At 74.6% G+C, this 21,749-nt stretch carries 27 protein-coding genes; 15 read left to right on the forward strand and 12 right to left on the reverse strand.

Annotation, left to right across the window (positions count from 1 at the left end; translation table 11 throughout):
• The first annotated feature begins 78 nt into the window (after positions 1 to 78).
• Together ACFHW0_RS23845 and ACFHW0_RS23850 are read left to right on the forward strand one after the other, a co-directional pair.
• Entirely contained in the window at positions 79 to 375 is a 297-nt protein-coding gene (locus ACFHW0_RS23845) for a hypothetical protein (RefSeq protein WP_416610965.1), read from the forward strand.
• 96 nt (positions 376 to 471) lie between these two features.
• Positions 472 to 1,554 carry an NAD-dependent epimerase/dehydratase family protein gene (locus ACFHW0_RS23850; protein ID WP_416610967.1) on the forward strand — a complete coding sequence of 361 codons (1,083 nt, stop codon included), beginning with the start codon at positions 472 to 474 and terminating at the stop codon, positions 1,552 to 1,554.
• A 23-nt stretch (positions 1,555 to 1,577) separates the two neighbouring features.
• Here ACFHW0_RS23850 and ACFHW0_RS23855 read toward each other — a convergent pair whose 3' ends face one another.
• The 5 genes from ACFHW0_RS23855 to ACFHW0_RS23875 form a co-directional block, all read right to left on the reverse strand.
• On the reverse strand, positions 1,578 to 2,780 hold the full coding sequence (locus ACFHW0_RS23855) for a GNAT family N-acetyltransferase (RefSeq protein ID WP_416610969.1): 1,203 nt from the start codon (positions 2,778 to 2,780) through the stop codon (positions 1,578 to 1,580).
• 66 nt (positions 2,781 to 2,846) lie between these two features.
• A complete protein-coding gene (locus tag ACFHW0_RS23860; protein ID WP_416610971.1) occupies positions 2,847 to 3,539 on the reverse strand; it encodes a hypothetical protein in 693 nt (230 codons plus the stop codon).
• Positions 3,536 to 4,354: an ATP-binding cassette domain-containing protein gene (locus ACFHW0_RS23865; RefSeq protein ID WP_416610973.1), complete on the reverse strand. Its 819-nt coding sequence runs from the start codon at positions 4,352 to 4,354 to the stop codon at positions 3,536 to 3,538. Before ACFHW0_RS23865 ends, ACFHW0_RS23860 begins: the two co-directional genes overlap by 4 nt.
• On the reverse strand, positions 4,351 to 4,689 hold the full coding sequence (locus ACFHW0_RS23870) for a PadR family transcriptional regulator (protein ID WP_416610975.1): 339 nt from the start codon (positions 4,687 to 4,689) through the stop codon (positions 4,351 to 4,353). Before ACFHW0_RS23870 ends, ACFHW0_RS23865 begins: the two co-directional genes overlap by 4 nt.
• 80 nt (positions 4,690 to 4,769) lie before the next feature.
• Positions 4,770 to 5,489 carry a PP2C family protein-serine/threonine phosphatase gene (locus tag ACFHW0_RS23875; RefSeq protein ID WP_416610977.1) on the reverse strand — a complete coding sequence of 240 codons (720 nt, stop codon included), beginning with the start codon at positions 5,487 to 5,489 and terminating at the stop codon, positions 4,770 to 4,772.
• A gap of 63 nt (positions 5,490 to 5,552) precedes the next feature.
• Here ACFHW0_RS23875 and ACFHW0_RS23880 point away from each other — a divergent pair, with 63 nt between their 5' ends.
• Positions 5,553 to 6,590 (forward strand): AAA family ATPase, encoded by a 1,038-nt coding sequence (locus ACFHW0_RS23880; RefSeq protein ID WP_416610979.1) that lies wholly within the window; start codon positions 5,553 to 5,555, stop codon positions 6,588 to 6,590.
• Between the two features lie 46 nt (positions 6,591 to 6,636).
• Here the strand turns inward: ACFHW0_RS23880 and ACFHW0_RS23885 are convergent, their stop codons facing one another.
• Positions 6,637 to 7,104, reverse strand: a complete 468-nt coding sequence (locus ACFHW0_RS23885; protein WP_416610981.1) for a helix-turn-helix domain-containing protein — start codon at positions 7,102 to 7,104, stop codon at positions 6,637 to 6,639.
• Between the two features lie 148 nt (positions 7,105 to 7,252).
• Here ACFHW0_RS23885 and ACFHW0_RS23890 point away from each other — a divergent pair, with 148 nt between their 5' ends.
• On the forward strand, positions 7,253 to 8,539 hold the full coding sequence (locus tag ACFHW0_RS23890; RefSeq protein WP_416610983.1) for a benzoate/H(+) symporter BenE family transporter: 1,287 nt from the start codon (positions 7,253 to 7,255) through the stop codon (positions 8,537 to 8,539).
• Here the strand turns inward: ACFHW0_RS23890 and ACFHW0_RS23895 are convergent.
• The 4 genes from ACFHW0_RS23895 to ACFHW0_RS23910 all read right to left on the reverse strand — a co-directional run bounded on the left by ACFHW0_RS23895 (position 8,481) and on the right by ACFHW0_RS23910 (position 10,487).
• Complete coding sequence (locus ACFHW0_RS23895) at positions 8,481 to 8,855, reverse strand: hypothetical protein (protein ID WP_416610985.1); 375 nt, start codon at positions 8,853 to 8,855, stop codon at positions 8,481 to 8,483. The genes ACFHW0_RS23890 and ACFHW0_RS23895 overlap by 59 nt on opposite strands.
• A gap of 104 nt (positions 8,856 to 8,959) precedes the next feature.
• Positions 8,960 to 9,208 carry a hypothetical protein gene (locus ACFHW0_RS23900; RefSeq protein ID WP_416610987.1) on the reverse strand — a complete coding sequence of 83 codons (249 nt, stop codon included), beginning with the start codon at positions 9,206 to 9,208 and terminating at the stop codon, positions 8,960 to 8,962.
• Positions 9,209 to 9,290: 82 nt separating this feature from the next.
• On the reverse strand, positions 9,291 to 9,764 hold the full coding sequence (gene mscL / locus ACFHW0_RS23905; RefSeq protein WP_416610989.1) for a large conductance mechanosensitive channel protein MscL: 474 nt from the start codon (positions 9,762 to 9,764) through the stop codon (positions 9,291 to 9,293).
• A gap of 39 nt (positions 9,765 to 9,803) precedes the next feature.
• Positions 9,804 to 10,487 (reverse strand): FadR/GntR family transcriptional regulator, encoded by a 684-nt coding sequence (locus ACFHW0_RS23910; RefSeq protein WP_416610991.1) that lies wholly within the window; start codon positions 10,485 to 10,487, stop codon positions 9,804 to 9,806.
• 50 nt (positions 10,488 to 10,537) lie between these two features.
• Here ACFHW0_RS23910 and ACFHW0_RS23915 point away from each other — a divergent pair, with 50 nt between their 5' ends.
• On the forward strand, positions 10,538 to 11,830 hold the full coding sequence (locus ACFHW0_RS23915) for an MFS transporter (protein WP_416610993.1): 1,293 nt from the start codon (positions 10,538 to 10,540) through the stop codon (positions 11,828 to 11,830).
• 10 nt (positions 11,831 to 11,840) lie between these two features.
• On the opposite strand, the gene ACFHW0_RS23920 is transcribed toward ACFHW0_RS23915, so the two are convergent.
• On the reverse strand, positions 11,841 to 12,197 hold the full coding sequence (locus ACFHW0_RS23920; protein WP_091624489.1) for an STAS domain-containing protein: 357 nt from the start codon (positions 12,195 to 12,197) through the stop codon (positions 11,841 to 11,843).
• A 162-nt stretch (positions 12,198 to 12,359) separates the two neighbouring features.
• On the opposite strand from ACFHW0_RS23920, the gene ACFHW0_RS23925 reads away from it, so the two are divergent.
• The 10 genes from ACFHW0_RS23925 to ACFHW0_RS23970 all read left to right on the forward strand — a co-directional run bounded on the left by ACFHW0_RS23925 (position 12,360) and on the right by ACFHW0_RS23970 (position 21,463).
• Entirely contained in the window at positions 12,360 to 13,217 is an 858-nt protein-coding gene (locus ACFHW0_RS23925) for an STAS domain-containing protein (RefSeq protein WP_416610995.1), read from the forward strand.
• Positions 13,217 to 13,630, forward strand: coding sequence for an STAS domain-containing protein (locus ACFHW0_RS23930; protein WP_101413704.1), 414 nt, complete (start codon positions 13,217 to 13,219; stop codon positions 13,628 to 13,630). Before ACFHW0_RS23925 ends, ACFHW0_RS23930 begins: the two co-directional genes overlap by 1 nt.
• Positions 13,627 to 14,046 carry an ATP-binding protein gene (locus tag ACFHW0_RS23935; protein WP_416610998.1) on the forward strand — a complete coding sequence of 140 codons (420 nt, stop codon included), beginning with the start codon at positions 13,627 to 13,629 and terminating at the stop codon, positions 14,044 to 14,046. Before ACFHW0_RS23930 ends, ACFHW0_RS23935 begins: the two co-directional genes overlap by 4 nt.
• Entirely contained in the window at positions 14,043 to 15,059 is a 1,017-nt protein-coding gene (locus ACFHW0_RS23940; RefSeq protein WP_416610999.1) for a SpoIIE family protein phosphatase, read from the forward strand. The genes ACFHW0_RS23935 and ACFHW0_RS23940 overlap by 4 nt, the downstream gene beginning before the upstream one ends.
• On the forward strand, positions 15,050 to 16,417 hold the full coding sequence (locus ACFHW0_RS23945; protein ID WP_416611001.1) for an ATP-binding protein: 1,368 nt from the start codon (positions 15,050 to 15,052) through the stop codon (positions 16,415 to 16,417). The genes ACFHW0_RS23940 and ACFHW0_RS23945 overlap by 10 nt, the downstream gene beginning before the upstream one ends.
• 1 nt (position 16,418) lies before the next feature.
• A complete protein-coding gene (locus tag ACFHW0_RS23950; protein WP_416611003.1) occupies positions 16,419 to 17,957 on the forward strand; it encodes a SpoIIE family protein phosphatase in 1,539 nt (512 codons plus the stop codon).
• 94 nt (positions 17,958 to 18,051) lie between these two features.
• Positions 18,052 to 18,627 (forward strand): TIGR03086 family metal-binding protein, encoded by a 576-nt coding sequence (locus ACFHW0_RS23955; RefSeq protein ID WP_416611005.1) that lies wholly within the window; start codon positions 18,052 to 18,054, stop codon positions 18,625 to 18,627.
• Between the two features lie 84 nt (positions 18,628 to 18,711).
• The gene (locus ACFHW0_RS23960; RefSeq protein ID WP_416611007.1) at positions 18,712 to 19,248 is read left to right on the forward strand and encodes a PadR family transcriptional regulator; all 537 of its coding nucleotides are present in this window, start codon (positions 18,712 to 18,714) and stop codon (positions 19,246 to 19,248) included.
• Complete coding sequence (locus tag ACFHW0_RS23965; protein ID WP_416611009.1) at positions 19,245 to 19,946, forward strand: ABC transporter ATP-binding protein; 702 nt, start codon at positions 19,245 to 19,247, stop codon at positions 19,944 to 19,946. Before ACFHW0_RS23960 ends, ACFHW0_RS23965 begins: the two co-directional genes overlap by 4 nt.
• Positions 19,943 to 21,463, forward strand: a complete 1,521-nt coding sequence (locus ACFHW0_RS23970; protein WP_416611011.1) for an FtsX-like permease family protein — start codon at positions 19,943 to 19,945, stop codon at positions 21,461 to 21,463. The genes ACFHW0_RS23965 and ACFHW0_RS23970 overlap by 4 nt, the downstream gene beginning before the upstream one ends.
• 34 nt (positions 21,464 to 21,497) lie before the next feature.
• On the opposite strand, the gene ACFHW0_RS23975 is transcribed toward ACFHW0_RS23970, so the two are convergent.
• Positions 21,498 to 21,686, reverse strand: coding sequence for a hypothetical protein (locus tag ACFHW0_RS23975; RefSeq protein ID WP_416611013.1), 189 nt, complete (start codon positions 21,684 to 21,686; stop codon positions 21,498 to 21,500).
• Positions 21,687 to 21,749 lie beyond the last annotated feature (63 nt).

A 21,749-nucleotide genomic window follows, 5' to 3' on the forward strand; every position in this document is an offset into this window, starting at 1 on the left:
CGGGCCCGCCGTGTCGTCGCCCGCACCGATCCGGCAGGCATGGGCGGGGCGGCGTGGGGGAACCGTGTCCGTATGAGGATGAGCAGCACCCCGGCCGTGGCGGCCTCCAGCGAGGGGACGGGCCCGGACGGCGTACGGGAGCCGGCCGGCGAGGTGCACGCCTGGCTGCCCGGGCAGAACCAGACCGTCTGCGGGCTCCCGCTCAGCCGGACCCGGCTGCGCCGCTTCCCGCACGTGCGGTTCGAGTACACCTCGACGGACGTGCTCACCGAGGCGGACCCGGTCGGCCGGATCTGCCCGCGCTGCCTGGCCGCCTCGCAGGGTCGCCGCCGGGGTGGGCAGAAGAACTGGGTCCGTCACTCGCCCCGCCCCTGACGGCGGCGGTCGGCGGCGCGGATCCGCAGGCGACGACGGTCGCGTCCGCTGCCGCCCGCCGCGATTGACTCGCGCCTGACCGGGTACGGGACGGGCATGCGGATCGTGGTGGTGGGGGCGACCGGCAACGCGGGCACCGCCCTGTTGCGCCGGCTGCGGCGGGAACGCGGAGTGGATCTCGCCGGGGTGGCCCGCCGGCTGCCCGGGCCGGACTGCGGCGAGCCGTACGACCAGGTGGAGTGGCACTCCTGCGACGTCGGCCTGCCCGGCGCGGCCGACCAGCTCGCCGAGGTCTTCGCCGGGGCCGACGCGGTGGTGCACCTGGCCTGGCAGATCCAGCCCAGCCACGACCAGCGGGTGCTGCACCGGACCAACGTGGGCGGCAGCGCGGCCGTGATCGACGCCGTGGTCCGCGCCGGCGTGCCGGCCCTGGTGTACGCCTCGTCGGTCGGCGTCTACGCGCCCGGCCCGAAGGACCACCCGGTCTCCGAGCGCTGGCCGGCGACGGGGGTGCCCGGCTCGTCGTACAGCCGGGACAAGGCCGAGGTGGAGGCGCTGCTCGACCGCGCCGAGCGGGAGCACCCGGGGCTGCGGGTGGTGCGGCTGCGACCCGGCCTGAACTTCCAGCGGGCGGCGGCCACCGAGATCACCCGCTACTTCCTCGGCCCGTTCGCGCCCGTCCGGCTGCTGCGCTTCGGCCGGATCCCGCTGGTGCCGACGAACCGGCGGCTGCGGATGCAGGCGGTGCACACCGACGACGTCGCCGACGCGTACGCCCGGGCGGTCCTCGGTGACGCGCGCGGCGCGTTCAACGTCGCCGCGGACCCGGTGCTGACCCCGGAGCTGGTGGCCCGCCACTTCCACGGCTGGACGGTGCCCGTCGCCGCCCCGGTGCTGCGCGTCGCCGCCGCCCTGACCTGGCGGGCGCGGCTGCAACCGATCGACGCCGGCTGGGTGGAGCTGGCGCTGCACGCGCCGCTGATGTCGAGCGAGCGCGCCGAGACGGAGCTGGGCTGGCACCCGCGCCACGACGGGCTCAGCGCGCTGAAGGAACTCTTCGCCGGCATGGCCGACGGCGCGCACACCGCCAGCCCGCCGATGTCGGCGGCCCGCCACCTCCCGGGCCGCCCCACCGCCCTGCTGCGCGGCCGCCCCGCCGGCCACGGCAACCCCTACTGACCCACGCCTGCGGGGTGGGCGGGTCAGAAGTCGGCGAAGACGTACGGGTGCTGGCGGGGGAAGAGGCGGCGCAGTTCCGCCGCCGCGTCCGTCGACACGTCGCCCAGCCCCCGCAGGCCCACCTCGACCGGGTCCAGGACCCCGTACGCCAGGGCGGAGAGGCCGGCGGCGGTCAGCGTGGCGGTCGGCAGCGAGCCGACGGTGGCGGCGGCCCCGGTGACCAGCTCCAGCACGCCGGTCGTCGTGCCGTCCAGCAGGTACGACCCGGCCAGCCACCGGTCGCCGGTCAGCTCCACCCGCACCCGGCCCGGCCCGACGGGCAGCCCGGCCAGCGCGTCGATCGACAGCAGCCGGGCCATCGGCGCGGCGTAGCTCGGTCGGGCCACCCGCGCCTCGACGTGCACGGCCAGGTCGGTAAGCCACAGCTCCGGCACCTCGTCGACGGGCACCTGGACGGTCACCCGCTCCACCTGGTCGACGTGCCGGCCGAAGAACTGCAACATGAGTGCCCGGGCGAGCGGGTCGGCGGCGAGCAGGTCGCCGGCGGCGAGCGTGCCGCCGTGGTCGTCGATGCGGTAGAGCAGCGCGCCGGTGACCGTACCGCCCGTGCGGGCCGTCAGCAGCCAGTGCTCGTCGCGGTCGCGCAAGCCCACGTCCCGGTAGCCGGGGAAGATCGCGAAGCCGTGCCGCTCGTTCAGGCACCGTTCGGTGAACGCGCGCCAGTCCCGGTAGCCCTCGCCGATCCGCTCCCAGCCCACCTCGCCGGGCAGGTCGGCGTTGAGCAGCTCGCCCAGGTCGGCCGGCGAGAACGTGACCGTACGCGGCTTCGGCAGCCCCACATAGCCGAACCGGGCGTAGAACGACGGCCGGAACGGGTAGAGCGCGCTGAGCTGGTGCCCCTCGTCGCGCATCTCGTCGAGGAGCCGGTGCAGCAGGGTGCGTACGTGCCCGCGCCGGCGGGCCAGCGGATGGGTGGCGACCCCGGCGACGCCGGCCATCGGCAGCACCTCGCCGCGCAGGTTCTGCCGCATCGGGATCGCCGAGGCGGCGGCCAGCGTGGTGCGCCCCTCCTCGACGACCAGCGTCCGGTTGCCCTCGTTGTAGGGCAGGTAGCCGCGGAACTCCTCCGCACGGGCCGCGCTGCGCGGCGACGCCTCGAAGGCGTACGCGCCGAGCGCGAAGCTGGTGGACAGTCTTTCCTCGGCGTTCACCCGGCGGACGGTCATCCGCCCATCCCATCCCGGCTCGGCGGTCGCCGCAACCGCAATCGCCGGTGACCGGCCGGCGGGCGGTCAGCCGATCGGCAGGTGCCGCAGGTGCCGGCGGCGGCGCAGCCGGACGCTGAACACGGCCGCCACGGTGGCAATCAGCAGCGCGGTGACGACCAGCCCGTGCAGCGACCCCCGCGTCAGGTAGCCGGAGTCGGTGTGGTCCACCGCCCAGGTGGCGATCTCCCGGCTGGACCAGAACGGGGTCAGTTTCGCACCGGTGCCGGCCGGGTCGATCAGCATCTGCACCGCCACCACGGTGAGCAGCAGCAGCGTCCCCTCCAGCTCGCGGGGGAGCAGCGCGCCGATCAGCATCCCGAACGGCGCGGCCACCCCCACGCAGCAGAGCATCGCCACCGCCACCCCGCCGTGCCGCAGCTCCGGCGCGTCGACGACGGTGAGCACGAAGAACGGCACGGACAGGATGAGCCCGGCCGCCCACAGGCCGAGCATCCGGCCGAGATAGAGATCGTGCGGGCGGTAGCCGGCCAGCCGCAGCCGCGGCTCCAGCTCGCGGGCCGCGCCGGTGGCGAAGAGGGCGGCGGTGCTGACGGCCCAGCTGATGCCGAGCAGCAGCGAACGCACCGACTGCCCGACGTGGGAGTCCCGTCGGATCAGCCAGAACGCCAGCGGCATCAACAGCAGCAGCAGGAGCACGCCCCGACGGCGCAGCAGCTCCCGCAGGGTCATCTCGGCGACGGTGACGAGGCGGTTCACGCGCGCCCTCTCTGGGTGGCCGGGGTCAGATCGAGCACCAGGTCGACCCGGTCGAGCTGGTTGAGCAGGTGGGTCACCACGACGATCGCCCGTCCCTCGTCGCGCAGCCGGGCGAGCTGGTCCCAGAAGTTGACGTACGTGCCCCGGTCGAAGCCCTGGTAGGGCTCGTCGAGCAGCAGCACGTCCGGCTCGCTGAGGGTGGACATCGTCAGGTTCAGCTTCTGCCGGGTGCCGCCGGAGAGGTCGCGGGCGAGGACGTCGCCCTCGGTCTCCCAGCCGAGGTGGCGGGCCGCCGCCCGGCCGGCGCGGCGAGCCGGCCCCCGGGCCACGCCCCGACCGGCGCCGATCAGCACGAAGTGCTCGTCAGGCAGCAGGAAGTCGGCGGTGCCGCCCTGCTGGGGGCAGTAGCCGAGCCGGCCGGAGACGGTCACCTCCCCGGCGTCGGGGGAGACCAGCCCGGCGCAGACGCGCAGGAAGGTGCTCTTGCCGCAGCCGTTCGCCCCGATCACGGCGGCGATCTGTCCGGCCCGGACGGTCAGCGACGCGTCGCGCAGGACGGTACGTCGCCCGTACCGCTTGGTGATGCCCCGGGCGTGCAGCCGGACCGGTCCGGGACGCGGACCGGGCGAGGTGCCGATGGTCTCGACGATCGCGGCGGCGTAGTCGTGCGGCCGGCCGAAGACGGCCCACGGGTCGCCCCCGCTGTCGCGCAGGTGCGTGGCGGCCTCGGCGACCACGTGCCGGGCGGCGTCCGCCCGGACCCGGCGCCGGTCCAACTCGGCCGCGAACGCCCGCAGCCACTCGTCGGCGTTCATCCGTCAACCTCCTTCGTGACGAGGCCGGTCACCGGGGCGACGAACGCGAGCCAGGCGTTGCCGCCCTCGTGCAGGGTCGCCCGCCCGCTGTCGGTGAGCCGGTAGTACTTGCGGGCGGGCCCGGACGCGCCCTCCCGCCACTCGGCGGTGACCAGGCCGGTGCGTTGCAGGCGCAGCAGCACCGGGTAGAGCGTGCCGCCCTGGATCGGGCCGATGCCGGCGGCCTCCAGCGCCTGGGCGAGCTGGTAGCCGTAGGACTCGCCCTCGCGCAGCAGGGCCAGGACGCAGAGGTCGAGCACACCGCGCAGCCACTGACCGCGCCGGTCGGAATCCACCCGACGAACATAGCGGTACTACCTAGGTGGCACAACTATCTAGTAGGCCGCAGCCGCCCGCCGCAGGAGCCGGGGGCAGCTCAGACGGCGACGACGTCCGAGACCACGACGGTCACGTTGTCCGGCGCGCCGGCCTGGTGGGCGAGCTTGACGAGCTGCTCGCCGCACTGGTGGCGGTCGCCGTACGTGTGCAGCGCGGCGGCGATCGTGGCGTCCTCGACGTAGTCGGAGAGCCCGTCGCTGCACAGCAGCAGCCGGTCACCGGCCACCACCGTGAGCACCCCGATCGCCGGGGGAGTGTCCGAGCCCTGCACCGCCCGGGTGACCAGGGACCGCTGCGGGTGGTGCCGCGCCTGCTCGGGCGAGAGCGCCCCCTGGTCCACCAGCGCCTGGACGAACGTGTCGTCGCGGGTGAGCTGGGTCAGCTCCCCGTCGCGCAGCAGGTAGCAGCGGGAGTCGCCCACCTGGGCCAGCACCAGCGCGTCCCCGGCGAGCAGGGCGGCGGTCAGCGTCGTACCCATGCCGTCGCGCGCCGGGTCGACGGTGATGGCGGCGTGGATGCGGCGGTTCGCGGTGCTCACCACGGCGCGCAGCGCCCCGGCGGCCTCGTCGGGGGTGGTCGGCGGGCTCAGCTCGTCCAGGATGCGGATGACGATCTCGCTCGCCACCTCGCCCGCGGGCAGGCCGCCCATGCCGTCCGCGACCGCGACGAGGCGGTCACCGGCGAGGGCGGAGTCCTCGTTGTTGGTGCGAACCAGGCCGATGTCGTTGAGGATGGCCGAGCGGAGGATCAGCGTCATGGGGTCAAGCTTGCCAAGAACACCCTGCCGCCGTCTCTACGCACTACTGCGTAGGGTTGGGGAATGATGCCGGTGTCCATGGTCGGGCGCGCCGGTGAGCTGGCCGAGCTCGACCGCGCGTGGTCCACCGTGGTCACCTCCCGACGGTCCGCGCCGGCCGTCGCGGTGCTCACCGGTGCCGCCGGGGTGGGCAAGTCCCTGCTGGTCGCGGCCGCCCTGGACGCATTCGCCCCCCGGCCGGCGGTGGTGCTCTCCGGCGCCGCCCGGGTGCACAGCCCCGCCCCGTACGACTGGCTGGCCGCCGTTCTCACGGGCCGGGACACGAGCCGGCTCGACCTGCCGCCGGACGCGCTCGCCTGGCTCGCCCAGCAGCCGACCGCGCCGCGCGAGCGCTACGCGCCGGGCACCCTGCTCCGGCTCGCGGTGCGGGTCGTCCGGCTGCTGGTCGGCGCCGGCCCGGCCGTACTGGTGGTCGAGGACCTGCACGCCCTCGACCCGGCCAGCCTGAACCTGGTCGGCGAGCTGGCGACCGCCGCCGACCTGCCGGCGCTGCTGGTGGTGGCGAGCCGGCCCGCCGAGGACGCCGTCGCGCCGGACCTCGCGGTCCGCGCCCTGGCCCGGCTCTGCGGCGTCCGGGGCGCCGTCCGCCAACACCTCGGACCGCTGCTCCCGGCCGAGGTCGCCGAGGTGCTGACCCAGGTGTACGCGGACCCGCGCCCGTCCGGCCGGCTGGTGCGCGCCGTCTGGCAGCGCACCGGCGGCAACCCGTACGCGCTGACCGAGCTGCTCGCCGCGCACGCCGGCCGGGGGCCCGAGGCGCTGCTCCGACCGCCGCCCGCCCCGCGCCCGCCGAGGGTGGCGCCGCGCCGGCCGGCGGATCCGGTGGACGCGGAGCTGACCGGGCGGGAGATCGAGGTGCTGGGCTGCCTGGTCGCCGGGATGTCCAACAAGCAGGCGGCGCGGGCCCTCGGCATCTCGGTGCGGACGGTCACCGTGCACGTGTCCAACCTGCTGCGCAAGACCGGGTCGGCGTCGCGTACCGAGGCGGCGATCTGGGCGGTGCAGCGGCGGCTGCCGGTGCCGACGCCGGTGGACGGCTGAGCAGACGCCTGACCGGGCCGGCGCGGTCCGCGTCGCCGACGGGTGCTCAGCGGCGGGGGTAGCGGAGCAGGAGGCTGGCGGCGACCTCCTCGTCGCCGACGGCGGCGTACACGTGCGGCACGTCGGACGTCCAGCGCAGGTGCCCGCCGGCGGCGGCGGTCAGCGGCGCGTCGACCGGGCCGGCGCGCAGCACGCCCGAGAAGACGGTGACGTGCTCGGTGACCCCCTTCTGGTGCGCGGGGGAGAGCTGCTCCGGACCGGGCGCGACCAGCATCCGGTACAGCTCGTAGGTGGCGTCGCTGTCCTCGAAGACCTCCAGCAGGATGGCGCTGACCGCGGCGCCGCGGACGGTCGGCCCGGCGGCCGGGCCGGAGAGCACGGCCGTCAGCGGTACGCCGAGCTGCGCGGTGATCGCGTAGAGCGTCTCCAGGGTCGGGTTGCGGGTGCCGTTCTCCAGGCCGGAGAGGGTTGCCTTTCCCACCCCGGCGAGCCGGGCGAGGGTGGACAGCGACATCCCCCGCTCCTCGCGCAGGGCGCGTACCCGGCGACCGACGGCCTCGGCGCCCGGATCGGGGGCCGATCGGTGGACTGGTGACGTCTGCGGCACCCCGCTATGGTGCTACAGGTTCTTGTTCCGTAAACGGAACGGTCGGGGAGGCGGGATGGCGGGACTGTCGCAACCGGTGCTGGCGGGCGTGGTGACCGCGCTGGTCGGCTTCGCCAGCTCGTTCACGGTGGTGCTGGCCGGCCTGCGGGCCGTCGGCGCCTCGGACGCGCAGGCCGCGTCCGGGCTGCTGGCGGTGTGCGTGGCCTCCGGGATCTCCGCCGTCTGGCTGGGCCTGCGGCACCGGATCCCGATGAGCGTCGCCTGGTCCACCCCGGGCGCGGCGCTGCTGGTCGCCACCGGTGCGGCGCCCGGCGGTTGGCCCGTCGCCGTCGGGGCGTTCCTCGTCTCGGGTGCGCTGATCGTGGCCGCCGGGCTGTTCCCCGCGCTCGGGCGGGCCGTCGCGGCGATCCCCCGGCCGGTCGCGGGCGCGATGCTCGCGGGCGTCCTGCTGCCGCTCTGCACCGCCCCCGTCCGCGCGCTGGTCGAGGTGCCCCGCCTGGCCGTCCCCGTGGTGCTGGCCTGGCTGCTGCTGCACCGGTTCGCCCGCCGGTGGGCGGTGCCGGGCGCGCTGGTCGTCGCGGTGGCGGCGATCGCGCTGACCACCCCGGTCTCCGGGCTCGGTGGCGCGCGGCTGCTGCCCGCGGTCGAGCTGACCGCGCCGGCCTGGAGCCTCTCCGCGATGGTGGGCCTCGCGTTGCCGCTCTTCCTGGTCACCATGGCCGCGCAGAACGTACCGGGGATGGCGGTGCTGGTCGGCTACGGCTACCGGCCGCCCTTCGGCGCCGCGCTGCGCGCCACGGGGCTGACCACCGTGGTCGCCGCGCCCGCCGGCGGGCACGCGGTCAACCTCGCCGCGATCACCGCCGCGCTGGCCGCCGGCCCGGACGCCCACCCGGACCCGGACCGTCGCTGGATCGCCTCGGTCACCGCCGGGATCGGGCTGGCCCTGCTGGGGCTCGGCGCCGGGGCGGCCACCGCGCTGGTCGCGCTCGCCCCGCCGGTGCTGATCGAGGCGGTCGCCGGGCTGGCGCTGCTCGGCGCGCTGGCCACCGCGCTCACCTCGGCGCTGGCGGAGCCGGCGGCCCGGGAGGCCGCGGTGGTCACCTTCGTGGTCACCGCCTCCGGGGTGACCCTGGCCGGCGTGGGCGGGGCGTTCTGGGGCCTGGTCGCGGGCGGGGTGATGCTCCTGCTCTTCCGCCGGCGCTCCGACGGGCCGCCCGCGCCGGAGCCGCCGCCCGCACCGGCGACCGCATCGCCGGGGCCGGATGCGGCCGAACCGGCGCTCACTCCTCGGCCGGCAGGTCGCGGGCCGGGACGTCGAGGCGTACCTGGTCGTCGGTGACGGTGGCGATCTGCTCGGCGAGCACATAGACCGCGCCGGTGCGGGCCAGGTCGGTGGAGACCTTCAGGTAGCCGCTGTGCAGCAGTCGGGCCGCCAGGTCGGCCGGCACGTCCGGCTCCTCGACGGCCGTCGACTCGATCAGCTCGTCCAGGCTGCTGCCCGGGTCGGCGGTCGGCGCCTGCACGGTCACCGCGTTCGGGTCGCCCCGCTGGACCAGGTCGACGGTGCCGACCTCGGTGCCGTCGACGTCGACCACCCGCATGCCGGTGGTGACCCGGGAAACTGTCGCCTGTCGCTCGGTGCCCTGCTGCTCCATCCTGGCGCGGTTCCCGGGCCCCGCTCCGGCTAAACCATCGTCGAGATCTTGGACAGTTGTCGCTCGGGCCGGACGGCAACTGTCCAAGATCTCGACGGCCCCGATCACACCTCCGGGGACCAGGCGGTCGGGGGGCGGGGGGAGAGCTCGCGCCACGTGTCGGTGCCCTGGAGCAGCGCCCGGACCGTCTCCTCGGCGTCCTCGGCGGTGTCGTACTCGTAGAACCGGGAGACGCCCTCGGAGCCGCCGGCGCGCTGCTCGACGTGCCACCGGTCGGCGTCCACCCGGAGGAAGACGTCGCGCCGGGCCAGCCGGCCCCATTTCCCGTTCCACCAGTGCTTCCGCTGCTCCATGGCGGGGACTCTATCGAACAGGCGTACGAAAATGTGCGACCCCTGCGGGATTCCCGCAGGGGCCGATGTGCGTGCGCCGGGTTCAGCGCGGAGTGGGCGGTTCCTCCCGGCGGCCGAGCACCTCGTCGAGCGCGCCGCGCCGCTGCCCGGGGGTGGTGTGGCCGGCGGCGACCAGGGCGTCGCGGATCTCGGTGAGCAGCCGGACCTCCTCGCTGGGCGCCTTCGGCGGCGGCTCCTCGCCCCGCTTGCGCCGCTCGGCCAGCTTGTTCATCGGGAACACCACCAGGAAGTAGAGCGCCGCCGCGGTGAGCAGGAACGTGATCAGCGCGTTGACGAAGGCCACCCAGTCGAACGGGATCTCGCGGAACGTCGGTGTGGACCCGGTGAGGCCGTTCTCGCTGCCGGTGAGCAGCGCGATGAGCACCCGGACCAGCGGTTCCAGGAACGACTTGGTGAGCTGGGTGACCACGCCCGTGAACGCGGCGCCGATGACGACACCGACCGCCAGGTCGACGACGTTTCCGCGCATGATGAAGTCTTTGAAGCCCTTGAGCATCCGTACTCCCGAAGTGTCCGGTCTTCCGTCCGGCACAACCTATGCCCCGGGCGCGGGCTCCAGAAAAGCGCCGGCCTCGATCGCCGCGCGGTCCGGGTCGCCGGCCCGGATCGCCTCGACCAGCCGGGAGTGGTCGACGTAGCGCTCCGGCTCCAGCGCGTCGCCCATCGACTGGGCGACCGTGCTGCGCAGCGCGGTGCCGACCGAGGCGTACAACTCGGCGAGCATGCCGTTGTGCGCCGCCGCGACCACGGCGGTGTGCAGCGCCGCGTCGGCCTCCACGAACTCGTCGACCCGGCCACCGCGCCAGGCCGCCTCGCGGGCGGCGAGCGCGCCGTCCAGGGCCGCCAGGTCCTCGGTCGTACGCCGCAGCGCGGCGAGCCGGGCGGCCTCCACCTCGAAGGCGCGGCGCACCTCGACCACCTCGGCCATCCGGTCGGCGGTGAGCCGGCGGGCCACCACCGGGGCCAGCTCGTCGGTCGACACCACGTACGTCCCGGAGCCCTGTCGGCACTCCAGCACCCCGGCGTGCACCAGCGCCCGCACCGCCTCGCGGACCGTGTTGCGGCCCACGCCGAGCGCCGCGACCAGCTGCGGCTCGGTGGGGATCCGCCCGCCGACCGGCCACTCGCCGCCGAGGATCCGTTCCCTGAGCTGGGCGATGGTCTGCCGCACCCGGTGTCCCCGGGGCGGCGCGGCGGCGGAATCAACCGGCGGTGGCACTGGTTACAACACCTGCCCGAAATTCATCCCATGATTGTAGGTTCGGACGCATGACCCCGCCAACCGCCGCCGCCCCGGCCGCCCTCGTCGACGCCGACGCCGGTGCCTCGCCGGGTGCCGCCCTCCGGTCGTCCCGCGCCGACGCGCCGGCCGGTCCGGTCGCCGGTGGCCTGCTCGTGCTCGTCGGCATGCTGCTCGTGGCGCTCAACCTGCGGGCCGCGATCACCAGCCTCGGCGCCCTGCTCGACGAGGTACGCGGCGGCCTGGCCCTATCCGGGGCGCTGGCCGGGGTCGTGACCACCCTGCCCGCGGTGGCCTTCGCCGTCTTCGGGTCACTCACCCCCCGGCTGGTCCGCAAGAACTCCCCGGCCCGGGTGCTGGTGGTGGCGATGCTGATCCTCGCCGCCGGGCAGCTCGTCCGGGTCGGTACGGACTCCGCGCTGGTCTTCATCGCCGGCAGCGCCCTCGCGCTGGCCGGGATCGCGGTGGCGAACGTCCTGCTCCCGCTCCTGGTCAAGCAGTACTTCCCGCACCGCATCGGGCTGGTCACCGGGGCGTACTCGATGACGTTGACGGTGGGCGCGACGGTGGCCGCCGCGGCGGCGGTGCCGGTCGCGCACCTCTTCGGCACCTGGCGGGCCGGGCTCGCCGTGTGGGCCGGGCTGGCCCTGGTGGCCGTACTCCCGTGGGTGCCGCTGGCGCTGCGGGCGCGCGCGGCCCGACGGGCGGCGACCCCGGCGGCGGTGGCGCCCCGCCCCCGCCGCATCCAGCCCGGGCGGACCCGGCTCGGCTGGGCGATGGCGGTCTACTTCGGGACGCAGTCGCTGGGCGCCTACGCGATCATGGGCTGGCTGGCCCAGCTCTTCCGCGACGCCGGCTACCGGCCGCAGGACGCCGGCCTGCTGCTCGCCGGGGTGACGGCGCTGGGCGTGCCGATCGCCCTGCTGATGCCGACCCTGGCCGGGCGGCTGCGCACCCTGCACCCGCTGGTGCTGACGCTCTCCGCCGCGATGGCCGTCGCCTACGTCGGGATGGCCGTCGCGCCGCACGACGGGGCGCTGCTCTGGGTGGTGCTGCTCGCGATCGGGCAGAGCGCCTTCCCGATGATCCTGGCGACCATCGGGCTGCGCGCGCGGACCACCGAGGGAACGGTGGCGCTCTCCGCCTTCAGCCAGAGCGTCGGCTACCTCATCGCCGCGCTGGGGCCGCTGCTGGTGGGCATCCTCTACGCGACGACCGGCGGCTGGACCGTCCCGATCGGGTTCCTGCTGGCGGCGCTCGCCGTGCAGACCGGCGCGGGCATGGTGATCGCCCGTCCCCGGTACATCGAGGACGAGGCGTGAGGAGCGGTCGTCAGGAGGTGGCCGGCGTGGGGTCGCCGGCCACGGCCTGGTCGACCGTCGGGTAGGTGTGCAGCACCTCGACGAGGCCGCTCACCTCGAGGATGCGCAGCACGCCGCGCTGCGGGGCGGCCAGTCGTACCACGCCGCCGGCCTCGTCGCAGCTGTTCTTGGCCCGGACGAACACCGACAGCCCCGTGGAGTCGCAGAACGAGACGTTCGCCAGGTCGAAGACGAGCCGGCTGCGGCCCTTGTCCAGCAGGTCGGTGATCTGGTCCTGTAGCTGCGGTGCGGTCGCCATGTCCAGCTCGCCCGCGACCGATACGACGACCACGTCGCCGCGTTGTTCCGTGTGCACCGTCAAGGACATTCGCCAGACCTCCTGTTATCGGGGAAACGGTATCCCACGATCGGGGTGGTACGCAGAACGGGAGGCGGTATCCGGTGGCCGTCCTCATTCGTTTGCCCTGCGACAAGTAGCGCTCCGGCCTCCGGTGATAGAGTCCGCCGTCGAGGTCGAAGGGGGTTCACCATGGCGTTGAGCGCCGAGGAAAGCGGCCGGCTGGCCGGTCTGCTGACCGGTCACGCCGAGCGCATCATACAGCGCTGGACGGAGATCGCCGCCGGGTCACTGCGCGGGCGACTCAGTCAGGGCGAACTGCGTCGGCAGATGCAGGAGCTGCACTCTAGCATGATCACTGCCAGTGAGCAGGGGGCTGTGGACCTTGACTCCGAGCAGGCCACCGAGCTGCGCGCCGTGCTCTCCGAGCTGTCCCGGGGGCGCGCCCGCCAGGGCTTCTCCGCCTCCGAGACCGCGGTCAGCGTGTTCTCGCTCAAGGAGGTGCTGCTGGAGCTGATGGAGGCCGAGGGCGGCGCCGACACGCTCCGCGACTACGTCGCCTTCTCCGGCCTGATCGACCAGATGGGCCTGTTCACCTTCGAGAGCTTCGTACGCACCCGCGAGAGCCTCATCGCCGACCAGGCGGAGCAGCTGCTGGAGCTGTCCACCCCGGTGGTGAAGCTCTGGGAGGGCGTGGTCGCCGTGCCGCTGGTCGGCACCCTCGATTCGGCCCGGGCCCAGGTGGTGATGGAGCGGCTGCTCCAGACCCTGGTCGACACCGGCTCGCCCTACGCGATCATCGACATCACCGGCGTGCCGGCGGTGGACACCCAGGTCGCCCAGCACATCCTCAAGACCGTGGTGGCCGCCCGGCTGATGGGCGCCGACTGCATCATCTCCGGCATCCGGCCGCAGATCGCGCAGACCATCGTGGCCCTGGGCATCGAGTTCGGCGACATCGCCACCAAGGCCAGTCTCGCCGACGCGCTGCGGCACGTGCTCCGGCTCACCGGCGTCGAGACCGGGCGCCGCCAGCGCCGGGAGGTCTGATGGAGCGGGTGCCGATCCTCAAGATCGGCGACATCCTGCTGGTCTCCATCCAGGTCGACATGTCCGACCAGACGGCCGTCCAGCTCCAGGAGGACCTCGCGGAGCGGATCGTCGCCACCGGCTGCCACGGCGTGATCATCGACATCACCGCCCTGGACATCGTCGACTCCTTCGTGGGGCGGATGCTGTCGACCATCGCGTCGATCTCCAAGGTGCTCGACGCGGAGACGGTGGTGGTCGGGATGCGTCCCGCCGTCGCCATCACCCTGGTCGAGCTGGGCCTGTCGCTCAACGGCATCCGGACGGCGCTCAACGTCGAGCGGGGCATGGAGTTGATTGCGGCGGCCCACGCCGACGAGCACGAGCTCGCGTTCGACGACGAACCGGACGCCGAGACGACGGCGTTGTCATGACCGCCGGAGTCGACCTGGGCCAGCCGCAGGCGCAGGCGATCCGCAGCGACGAGGACGTGGTACGCGTCCGGCAGTTGGTGCGTACGGTGTCGGTGGCGGTCAAGCTCTCGCTGGTCGACCAGACCAAGATCGTCACTGCGGCGAGCGAACTGGCCCGCAACACCCTGGTGTACGGCGGCGGCGGCACGGTCGAGGTGACCATGGTGGACAACGGCCGGCGGCGGGGCGTGCGGATCGTCTTCGCCGACTCCGGCCCGGGCATCGCCGACCTCGACCTGGCGCTGACCGACGGCTACACCACCGGCGGCGGGCTCGGCCTCGGGCTCAGCGGCGCCCGCCGGCTGGTCGACGAGTTCGACATCCAGACCGCCGCGGGTGAGGGAACCCGGATCACGGTCACCAAGTGGTCCCGGTGAACGACGACGTGGTCCCCGACCGCGGCGTCTGGTACCGGGTCGAGAGCGGCAGCGCGGCCAGCACGGTGCGTCGGGCCGCCGAACGGCTCGGCGCCCAGCTCGACCTGGGCGACGCCCGTACCGCCGACCTGGCCATCGTCGCCGCCGAGCTGACCAGCAACCTGGTCAAGCACGCCGACGACGGTGTCCTGCTGCTGCGGCCGGTGCGGCGCGACGGGGAGGCCGGCGTGGAGCTGGTCGCCCTCGACACCGGGCCGGGGATGGCCGACCTCACCGCCTCCTCCCAGGACGGCCACTCCACGGTCGGGACGCTCGGCATCGGCCTCGGCGCGATCGTCCGACAGGCCAGCTGGTTCGACGGCTACTCCCGGCCGGAGCGCGGCACCGTCCTCGCCGTACAGGTCTGGCCGAAGCCCGGCGGGCACGAGCGGCCCTGGGTTGGCGCGCTCAGCCGGCCGCTGGCCGGGGAGTCGGTCAGCGGCGACGGGTACGCGTGGCGGATCGTCGAGGGCCGGCGCCAGGTGCTGGTCTGCGACGGCCTGGGACACGGACCGCTCGCCTCCGCCGCCACCGACGCCGCGCTCGACGCGTTCCGCAAGGCGCCGGCGGGGGCGCCGTCGACGGTCGTCGCGCACCTGCACCGCTCGATGTCGCACACCCGGGGCGCGGCGCTGGCCGTGGCCGAGCCGGACCCGTCGGCCGGGGTGCTGCGCTACTCGGGGCTGGGCAACATCTCCGCCGCCGTGATCGGCGCCGACGGCAAGCGGCGGGGCCTGGTCTCGCTGCCCGGCATCGCCGGGCACCAGCGCCCCTCGGTCCGGCAGTACGACTACCCCTTCGAGGCCGACGCCCTGCTGGTCATGCACAGTGACGGGGTGGTCGACCGCTGGCAGTTCGCCGACTATCCCGGTCTCGCCGACCGGTCACCCCTGGTGGTGGCCGCGACGGTGCTGCGTGACGCCGGCACGCGCCGCGACGACGCCTGCGTCCTGGCCGTCCGGGCATGGTCGTGACCGGACCCACCGGAGCGCCGCTGCTGACGATGGCGCTCCGGGTCGAACACGACATCTTCGTCGTCCGGCAGCGGGGCCGTGAGGTCGCCGCCGCGGTGGGCCTGGAGCACCAGGACCAGGTACGTATCGCCACTGCGCTCAGCGAGGTCGCCCGCGACCTGCTGCACGCGGTCGGCGGGGCGGAGGTGGCATTCTTCCTCGTCGATGACGTCGTCGACGGCAGGCGCCACCTGCGGGTGGACCTCGTCCCGGTGCGCCCGCTGCCCGGTGGGCGCTACGAGCCGCAGTCCGGCGCCGTGGCGCGGTTGGTGGACAAGTTGGGCGTGGTGACCCGGGAGGGGGTTACGGTCGTGAGGATGTCCCGACGTGTCCCGGTCACCGTAGAGGTGCTGACCCCCGAGCGTCTCGCCGAGCTGCGCTCCGAGCTCGACCGGAACGCCCCGGGCAGCGCCCTGGACGAGCTGGCCGCCCAGAATGCGCAACTGATCGCCGCCCTCGACGAGGTACGCACCCAGCGCGACGAGCTGGCCGTCCTGAACGAGGAGCTGGCCGAGACCAACCGCGGGGTGATGGCGCTCTACAACCAGCTCACCGAGGAGCTGGAGGAGACCAACCGCGGCGTGGTGGCCCTCTACGCCGAGCTGGACGAGAAGTCCGCCCAGCTGCGCGCGGCCAGCGAGTCGAAGAGCCGCTTCCTGGCGAACGTCAGCCACGAGCTGCGGGCGCCGGTCACCGCGATCATGGGCCTGGGCCGGCTGCTCGGCGACTCCGCCTCCGACCCGCTCACCGCCGAGCAGGCCCGCCAGGTCGGGCTGATCCGCTCCTCGGCGGGTGACCTCCTCACGCTCGTGAACGAGCTGCTCGACCTGGCCAAGGCCGAGTCGGGCCGGATCGATCCCGACTGGGCCGAGGTCGACCTGCGGCCGGTCTTCGGTCAGTTGCGCGGCACGCTACGGGCCCTGGCCACCCGGCCCTACGTGGAGCTGGTGGTCGAGGAGCCGCCCGTTCCGGCGACGCTGCGTACGGACGAGGTGCTGCTCGCCCAGGTCCTGCGCAACCTCCTGCACAACGGGCTCAAGTTCACCGAGCGCGGGGAGGTCCGGCTGCGGGCGGAACGGCGGGACGAGCGCTGGTCGCTCGTCGTCTCCGACACCGGCGCGGGCATTCCCCCGGAGCTGCAGGAGCGGGTCTTCGAGGAGTTCTACCAGGTGCCGGGCGCGACCCGGGTCGGCGGCACGGGCCTCGGGCTGCCGTACGCGCGGCGGCTGGTGACCCTGCTCGGTGGCACCCTGATGGTGTCCAGCGAGCCGGGCCGGGGCAGCACGTTCACGGTCACCCTGCCCGTGGGAGGAGCGTGACGTGGAGGGTGGCCCGGCGACGGTGCTGGTGGTCGACGACAGCCCCACCAAGCGCTACCTCCTGGTCAGCTGGCTCTCCCGGGCGGGCTTCACCGTGCTGGAGGCCGAGAACGGCGCCGAGGCGCTGACCCGGGTCGGGGTGGACCCGATCGACCTCGTCGTGCTCGACGTGCGGCTGCCCGACATCAACGGGTTCGAGGTGTGCGAACGGATCAAGGCGGCGCACCCGGCGATGCCGGTGATCCACGTGTCCGCGCACGCGGTGGACGTGGTGGACCGGGCGCAGGGGCTGACCCGGGGCGCGGACGCGTACCTGGCCGAGCCGATCGAGCCGGAGGAATTGGTCGCGACCTCCCACGCGGTGCTGCGCTACTACCGGGCCCGGCAACGCGCGGAGCTGCTCGCCGAACGGCTGCTCAGGCTGGCCGACACCACCGTGGCGGTGCACTCCGCCCCGAACTTCGCGCGGCTGCTGGAGGCGGCGGCGGCCGGCGCCGCGCAGATCTTCAAGAGCCCGGCCGCCGTGGTCGCCGAGACGTTCGAGGGCGACTGCCTCGCCGGGATCGCGGACGGCCCCGGCGGCACGCCCACGATCGTCCCGTGGATCGTCGACGACACCGGGGTGCCCACCGGGACGACGGTCCGGGTGGACGAGCCGGCCGCCTGGGGCTTGGTCGAGTGGCCGGCGGACGACACGGTCACGGTGGCCGCCACCCGGCTGCGCGAGGACCGCGCGCCGCTCTACGTCGTGGTGCCCACCGCCACGCAGACCGCCCGCACCCCGGTGCTGCGGCAGCTCGCGCAGGCCGTTGCGGCGGCCGTGGAGGCGCAGCGCTCCTTCGACGAGGAGCACCGCATCGCGGTCACCCTCCAGCGCAGCCTGCTGCCCCGCCGGATACCGCAGGTCAACGGGCTCGACATGGCCGTCCGGTACGAGCCGGCGAGCGCGCAGACCGAGGTGGGGGGCGACTTCTACGAGCTGGTGATGCTCGACGGTCACCTGCTGCTGGCGATCGGCGACGTGGCCGGCCACTCGCTGCACGCCGCGACGGTGATGGCCGAGCTGCGGCACGCGGTGCGGGCGTACGCGGTGGAGGGGCACCAGCCGGGCGAGATCCTGGACCGGGTCAACGAACTCATGCGTACCCTGCTCCCCAACGAGCTGGCCACGATCTGCGTGCTGCTGCTGCACCCGCCCAGCGGCCGGGTGCGGCTGGCCAGCGCCGGGCACCTGCCGCCGCTGCTCAGCCTGGACGGCAAGGTGGAGTTCGTGCAGCACTCGGCCCCGCTGCTCGGGGTCCGCGCCCCCCGGCCGCCCGACCTGGAGTTCGTGCTGCCGGCCGGGGCGACGCTGGTGTTCTACACCGACGGGCTGATCGAGCGGCGGGACACCACGATCGACGACGGGCTGGCCGCCCTGGCCGTGGCCGCCAACCGGGTCGAGGACGACCTGGACCGGTTCTGCGAACGGCTCCTGGTCGAGCTGGCCCCGGCGGAGATCCATGACGACGTCGCCGTGGTGGCGCTGCGCCGCAACTGACCCCCGCGTGGTCCCGGAACTCCGTCACCAGCGCGTGATCGCCCGCATCGCTGCCGGTTCCCGCTCGGGTGTCCCTTCTCGTACGCTGATCCCCATGGCCACAGAGATCAGCAACCTCCTGTCAGCCGCGGCGCCCCGTGCCGCCGCGGTGGTCCGGGGGGTCTCGGACGACCAACTGGACCTGCCGACCCCGTGCAGCGAATACGCGGTGCGCGACCTGCTCAACCACCTCTACGACGTGGTGGTCAACTTCCAGGCCCTCGCCGGCAAGGAACAGCCGGAGTGGGCGGAGAGGCCCGACCACCTGGCCGAGGGCTGGCGGGACCGGTTCGGGGAGGAGGCCACGAAACTGGTCGAGGCGTGGTCGGACCCGGCCGCGCTGGAGGGCGTCTCGCCCGGGATGGGGCTGCCGCAGGAGACGGTCGGCACCATGGTGCTGCTCGACCTGACGGTGCACGCCTGGGACCTGGCCGTCGCCACCGGGCAGCCGTTCCGCCCCGCGCCCGAGGCGTTGCCCCCGCTGTACGCCCTGTGCGAGCAGATGGGGCCGATGGCCCGGAAGCAGGGCGTCTTCGCGGAGCCGGTGGGGACCTCCTCGTCGGACGCCCCGGAGATCGACCGTCTGCTCGCCCTGACCGGCCGGGACCCGGGCTGGTCGGCGGGCGCCTGAGCCCGAAGCGCCACAGGCCCGCGCGGCACCCCCGCCGCGCGGGCCTCCTTGACAGTCACTATTCACCGGGTGAATAGTGGCGCCGTGTCCACACCGCACGTGTTGCTGGGCCTGCTGGCCGCCGGCAACCGGCACGGCTACGAGCTGAAGCACGCCCACGACGAGCGACTGCCCCGCGCCCGGCCACTGGCCTTCGGGCAGGTCTACTCGACCCTCGGCCGGTTGCAGCGGGACGGCCTGGTGGCACCCGCCGGGCAGGAACGCGAAGGCGGTCCCGACCGCACCGCGTACTCGCTGACCGCCGACGGCCGGGCCGCACTGGAGCGGTGGCTCGCCGAGGTCGAGCCGCCGATGCCGTACGTCGCCAGCACGCTCTTCGCCAAGGTGGTCGTGGCGCTGCTGGTGGCCGACGCGGACCGGGCCCGGGCCTACCTCGTCGCCCAGCGGCAGGCCCACACCGAGCGGCTGCGCGAGCTGACCGCGGTGAAGACGACGCCCTCGGCCAGCCTCGACGACATCATCGCGGCCGACTTCGCCATCGCCCATCTCGACGCCGACCTGCGGTGGTTGCAGACCACCCTGGGCCGGGTCGCCGACTGGCACCGGGAGGTGCACTCGTGACGCAACTTCAGGCTCGCGGCGTGGTCAAGGCCTACGGGCGGACACCCGCGCTGCGCGGCGTCACGCTCGACGTCGCCGAGGGGGAGATCGTCGCCGTCACCGGCCCGAGCGGCTGCGGCAAGTCCACCCTGCTGCACTGCCTCGCCGGCATCCTGCGCCCGGACGCCGGCGAGGTGAGCTGGAACGGGCACCGGATCGACACCTGGTCCGATGCGGCACGGTCCAGGCTGCGGCGCACCGAGTTCGGGGTGCTCTTCCAGTTCGGCCAGCTCGTCGCCGAGCTGACCGCCGCCGAGAACGTCGCCCTTCCGCTGCTCCTCGCCGGCACCGGGCGGCGGGAGGCGCGGACGGCGGCGCTGTCCTGGATGGACCGGCTCGGCGTGGCCGACCTGGCCGACGTCCGGCCGGGCGAGATGTCCGGCGGCCAGCAGCAGCGCTGCGCGATGGCGCGGGCGCTGGTCACCGAGCCCCGGGTGCTCTTCGCCGACGAGCCCACCGGCGCGCTGGACACGCTCACCGGCGAGCAGGTGCTCGTCCAACTGGTCCGGCTCGCCCGCGAGCAGCGGACCACGGTCGTCCTGGTCACCCACGAGCCGCAGATCGCCGCGTACGCCGACCGCGAGGTCATCCTCCGCGACGGCAGGGTCGACCACACCGGGCTCGGCCTCGGCACCCCGCTGCCGGGCAGCCGCCGGTGAGACCGTCGACGCTGGTACGCCTCGCCCTGGCCGGCACCCGCACCGACACCGTCCGGGTGGCGCTGACCGCGCTCAGCGCCGCCCTGGCCACCCTCGCCGCCCTGGCCGCGCTCACCGTGCTGGCCATCCCCACCCCGCCCGCCACCGACGGCAACGGCAACCGCTGGTCCCAGCAGTACGCCAACCAGCTGCTCGTCGAGCCGGGGCTGCGCGGCGGCACGGCCTTCGCCCTGCTGCTGCTCATGGTTCCCGTGCTGGCGTTGGCCGGGCAGTGCGCCCGGCTCGGCGCCCCGGCGCGGGACCGCCGGCTGGCCGCGTTCCGGCTGGCCGGCGCCACCCCGGGCCAGGTGACCCGGATCGCCGTGCTGGAGACCGGCCTGGCGAGCCTGCTCGGCACGCTGGCCGGCGCGGCGGTCTACTTCGCCGGCCGGGAGCTGTTCGACCGGCCCGACGCCCGGGGCCGGCTCGTCCTCCCCACCGACGTGCTGCCCCCGGCGGGCGTGTTGGCGGCGGTGCTGGCGGGGCTGCCGGTCGTGGCGGCGCTGGCCACCGCGCTGATGCTGCGCCGGGTGAGCACGACCCCGTTCGGCGTGCTGCGTACGCACCGCCGGGAACGCGGCCCCCGACCCTGGGCGGGCGTCCTCATCGGCGCGGGGCTGGCCGCCTTCCTCGCCGTCGAACCGGTCACCCGCTGGTACGTCCGGCGCGGCGCCGACGGACCGTCGTGGCTGGTGCCGGCGCTGCTCGTCGGCGGCGGGCTGGCCGCGATGATCGGGGTGGTCGTCGGCACCGGCTGGATCTCCTGGATGGCCGGGCGGGCGCTGCACCGCTACGCCCGGGGGCCGGCCGCGCTGCTCGCCGCCCGCCGGCTGATGGCCGACCCGTGGGCGGGCAGCCGCACCTTCGCCGCCCTGCTGGCGGCGGCGCTCCTCGGCGCGGGCGCGGCCGGGCTGCGGGAGTACTTCGTGGCGTCGGCCGAGCTCAGCCGGCGAACCGGGTCCGGGATGGTGGGCGGCGACTTCTACCTGCGGACCATGGACCTGGTGGACCTGGCGGTGGCGGTCGCCATGGTGGTCGCCGCCGGTGGGCTGGTCGTCGCGGTGGTGGAGGGGATCACCGCCCGGCGGCGCGCGTACGCGGCCCTGGTGGCGACCGGGGTGCCCCGGTCCACGCTCGGCCGGTCCATCGCCTGGCAGTCGCTGGCCCCGGCCGTGCCGGCGGTGGCCGTCGCGCTCGCCGTGGGCCTGTTGCTGGCCCGGGGGCTCTTCCGCGCGCCGACCGCAATTCACTACGACGAGGTCTGCGACGCCACCGCGCAGCTCTGCGCCGACCCCGCCACCCGGGCGCGCCACACCCGGGTCGTGGAGATGCCGGAGGTGACCGTGCCGCCCGACGTACCGCTGGAACAGCTGGCCCTGCTCGGGGCCGGCGCCCTGGCGGGGGTGCTGGTGACGGTCGGCGTCGGCCTGCTCTTCCTGCGCGCGGGCACGGCCGTGGAGGAGCTGCGCGCGACCTGAGGCCGCGATCCACCGCCCGTTGGCCGCCCCCGTCTCAGACGGCGAGCAGGCCGGTGGCGAGCGCGAGCAGCGTCCCGGCGGCGGCGGAACAGCAGCACACCAGCAGGAACGCGACCACCGCGAGGATCGCCCAGACACGCCGGTCGCGCGCCGCCGCCCGCCACCCCGCCGCCGGTACGTCCCCGGCCGGCTCGTCGCCGTCCACCCCGTCGCCCCCGGTCACCCCGGCAGTCTAGGGGCCGTCACCGCCGTCACCGCCGCCCGGACCGGAACGACACGGGACTGT

Origin of the sequence: Micromonospora sp. LOL_025 (assembly GCF_048060285.1) — a bacterium.
GTDB lineage: Bacteria > Actinomycetota > Actinomycetes > Mycobacteriales > Micromonosporaceae > Micromonospora.